Genomic DNA, 3,454 nt, shown 5'->3' with positions numbered 1-3,454 from the left:
CAGAATCGTCGTTGGTCTGGTAACTTGAGGCACTGATTGGCAAGTTGCCTAAAGTTGATACGATGAAGAAACTCTTGGAACAAAACGAGCCCGGCGTCATTTGAAAGTTGACCGCCGTCGGCGGTCACAGTCACATTGGTATTGCATTGCAGGGATAAGCTGGTTAAAGTTGAGATGGTGTGAAGCCTCGCTTTCGTGATGGTTTTTGTCGACTTAACCTTAGCATATAGGCGCACCCAATGGGTGAAACACCAAAGCAGCGCAGTCCCGTGTGAATCATGGGATTGCGCTGCTTTTTTGAAATTCTATGAATAATCCAGGTTTGATGTTATTATACTAGATTCGCTGTCTCACTTTTGAGGGTAACACCAGATGGCATCTGACAAATGCTTGTCGGTGAGGTCTGTCAACAGATCGTAGATGGTCGTCTCGTATTGGTCGGGATCTTGTTTGAAGCTAGTGGAGATATTGCCTTGGTTGTCCATATCGATAATCAAGATTTTCTTGCCCCGTGAAGCGAGTGCACCAGCGACGTTGATTGCTAGCGAAGTCTTAAGGACCCCGCCCTTATTAGTTGAAAATGCCACGACTTTTGCCATGAGAGAATCCTCCTTATTGATCGTGTCATTGCTATCAATATTAATAGTAGGTTTACGAAATTACTGGCTATTGCTATTGATAGCAATCGTTTAGAAACGTTGTATCATTGGTATCGGAAAGACAGTAGGCTGTAAAGAATCGACGCTATTAATAGCATTGTAGCTATCAATGATTTGTCGAAGTTGTGGTGTTGATGGGTATGAGTTGGGACGGAGGCATGTTCGCCGGCAGCCCGCGTTTTTCCATATCAGTAACCTAGTATTGGTTACGAGCCAGTCGTCGCTCTCCCAGGAGCCGACGAAGTGTGTCCACGAAGGTGAGTACACATAGAAGCGCGCCTGAAGGACGATGTGTAGCGGCGAGTTCTGTACACTGGCGTCTCCGTCAAGATGGCGACAACGCGGTAGAAAAAATCTATTGCTGTAGCTTGCTTGTCTTGGATAACAGTTGACGCGAGAATGGCGCGATGGGCAATCGAAATACCACCGTTGCGGCCACGGCGTGTGTGTAAGATAATTTCGCCTGTCGCCTGCATTAACCTGAGGAGTTTGGATAATGATCGAGAGGGGATACCAAGCGAATCAGAGATGCGGGCTTGAGTCGTTTGAAGGAAAGGCGATTGTGTAGAAGTCTTGCGCATTAAGAAGGTTGTAAAATCGGCCTTCCACTCGGACAGAAAGCTATTTTTGCGCGAAGCACGCGGTTGCTTGGCTTTTACCCAATTCGGTTTTCCAAATAGGTCTTTGGCAGTCAGGTTTGAAGAGACCCATTGCTGTAGTAAAGGGGTAATGAAGGCGCGGCTTGCGGCCTTATATGCTCCGGAATACGCACTACGGATCGTTTTCTTGAGTTCGTTAGCCGAGATGGGGAGATGAAGACGAAGATTGAAGCGATTGAGGATTTCAAAACAGCTAGCGTGACTCAGTTCTGAGGCATAGCAGGCTAAGGCAAGGGTGAAAATGGCATTATTTCGCCCGTATCGGCCCTTAGCGCCTAGGATATCTGATTGATTGAGTAACAAGGTGAACCAGGGCTCGTCTACTTGACGGTGTGGGTGCTTGCTGTGAGCGGTGCTCGTATGGATATGGCTGGGCTCGTTAGCTTGTTTGAGAGACCAAGCTATCCACTTGCTGAATGCATATTGATAATTTGAGTCGAAGAATTCAACGTTATCAGTCCGTGGGATTCGTGAGATTCCGAAGTGATTGCAGGTCATATCCACGGGAAAGTTCTGGGCGAAGTATTGGCGAAGTGATTGTGATATCTTCTTTGCAACAGCAACAACCCGAAAATTAGAGTGAGACGTGACATACGCCGGTTCACTGAGGACAAAGAACATCTGGTATCCGCGCGTCGTTTTTAAGATCATGGTGGGCATTAGCCCTAGCGTCAGGGATTCTAGTAGGAGATCGTTGGCACTGAATGATTCTGTATCTGGCGTAATATCGATATCTACGGTGAAAGTATTGACTTGTTTGAGGTTTGCCTCGGTGTGGCCTTGGGTAATGTGATGAACTTTATCCGTGTAAGTGCCATAGCAATAAACATTTGGCGTCCAATGAGTATATTCATCTGGCGATTGCGCTAGTGCTTCAATTGAAGTGATCACGACGCCTTGGCCAAGCGTCATTTTAGCCTTGCTACGCCATGCGAAGATTGCACCTTTATTTGCTTCAGCGGTTGGTTGAGAGTAAGATTGGCTATTTTTGAATTTGTATTTGCGTAGGCCATCGTGCAGTATGGTGGCCTCGATTGTTTCAAGTGTCGGCTTCATGAGATGACCTCCTCCAAAGGTGATGGACGACAATTCATCGTGGAGGTGGCCTTTCCCATACGAGAACTTGTATTTGACTTACCAAAGTACCTGCAAGTATCCGCTGTGCCATGCTACGAAAATCTGATATTAGTATTGCTATCAAGTTCAAAACATTCCCTTCCTATTCATAGTGCTTTGTTTGGGGAGAATGTTATTTGAACCAATATCTGAATTGGACGGCATCATTCAAAAGACGTGAGTTTCTTCGTTGTAGTTTTCTTACGTTCTCTGAAATTGGCCCGATTTTGGGCGGATGTAGTGTAATTCATTGATATTGATTCAAACTCATTGAAATTCGCTTAGGAGTTAACGTTGAGAGGACAATGCTTTGAGGTTGATTGAGACCCATTGATGTTATAGAATTCAGAGCCAGGTCTGAAGAAGGCTCGTAAAGCTAGTCAGTTCTCCAAGCGTTAATCTTCGCGATTACCCTTGGCAGACGCTGGTCCTACGGCGTTCATGCAAATATTTTTGCAAAGCGATCAAGCGGATTTCCGCTTGGTCGTTTTTTTTATACCCAGAGCGGAGCAGCCCGAACTTAGCGGTTGATATAAGATGGGATGACGCAAAGGCGGTTTGTGCCTTGGTGGCGTCACGGCTTATATCACGCCGCGTTGGGCTGCGGAGCTCGACGAAGACCATAGCGTAAAATGTGTGGATCTTGGCCCGGCCCGGACAGATGCTGCTTCGGCGCACGGGGAAAGCAACGGTGCAGGCGGTGCGGCCGGCTGCAACCGCGCTGAGAAGCGCGCGTTTTCCGCCTAACTTTTGAGCTTTGCGCTCGCTGGCGCTCGCCTTGCAAATCTCAAAAGTTGCCGCGATCAGCACCGCAAGCCAAGCACAGCCCGCTTGTCTTACGGTGCTGATCGTTTCACGGCCTGACCGATGCTTGCCCCGCGCGCCTACGCAACTGTACATGGCGGCTATAAAATGTAGGAAAATGGCGATTTGAAATTGTCGGTTTTCCTGCATTTTTTGATATCATGAATCACATCGTAACCAAGGAGGAAAACGATGTGAGACAGGACATTCGAGAAG

Annotated in this window: 3 protein-coding genes; all 3 read right to left on the bottom strand. The window is 47.3% G+C overall.

The features are described 5' to 3' along the window. Positions 1-350: 350 nt before the first annotated feature. The 3 genes from ACGG90_RS15360 to ACGG90_RS15350 all read right to left on the bottom strand — a co-directional run bounded on the left by ACGG90_RS15360 (position 351) and on the right by ACGG90_RS15350 (position 3,388). Complete coding sequence (locus ACGG90_RS15360; protein WP_390410708.1) at positions 351-599, bottom strand: ParA family protein; 249 nt, start codon at positions 597-599, stop codon at positions 351-353. A gap of 266 nt (positions 600-865) precedes the next feature. After that, the gene (locus ACGG90_RS15355; RefSeq protein WP_390410706.1) at positions 866-2,374 is read right to left on the bottom strand and encodes a primase C-terminal domain-containing protein; all 1,509 of its coding nucleotides are present in this window, start codon (positions 2,372-2,374) and stop codon (positions 866-868) included. Positions 2,375-2,842: 468 nt separating this feature from the next. Beyond that, on the bottom strand, positions 2,843-3,388 hold the full coding sequence (locus tag ACGG90_RS15350; RefSeq protein ID WP_390410705.1) for a hypothetical protein: 546 nt from the start codon (positions 3,386-3,388) through the stop codon (positions 2,843-2,845). Positions 3,389-3,454 lie beyond the last annotated feature (66 nt).

Origin of the sequence: Lacticaseibacillus jixiensis (assembly GCF_042847315.1) — a bacterium.
In the GTDB taxonomy this organism is placed as follows: Bacteria; Bacillota; Bacilli; order Lactobacillales; family Lactobacillaceae; genus Lacticaseibacillus; species Lacticaseibacillus jixiensis.
Note: the sequence above shows the minus strand (reverse complement) of the source record. Positions and strands in the feature narration are given on the sequence as shown.

Coding starts and splice junctions, on each gene's coding strand:
- ACGG90_RS15360 (WP_390410708.1), bottom strand. CDS start 599: ATGGCAAAAGTCGTGGCATTTTCAACTAATAAGGGCGGGGTCCTTAAG.
- ACGG90_RS15355 (WP_390410706.1), bottom strand. CDS start 2,374: ATGAAGCCGACACTTGAAACAATCGAGGCCACCATACTGCACGATGGC.
- ACGG90_RS15350 (WP_390410705.1), bottom strand. CDS start 3,388: ATGCAGGAAAACCGACAATTTCAAATCGCCATTTTCCTACATTTTATA.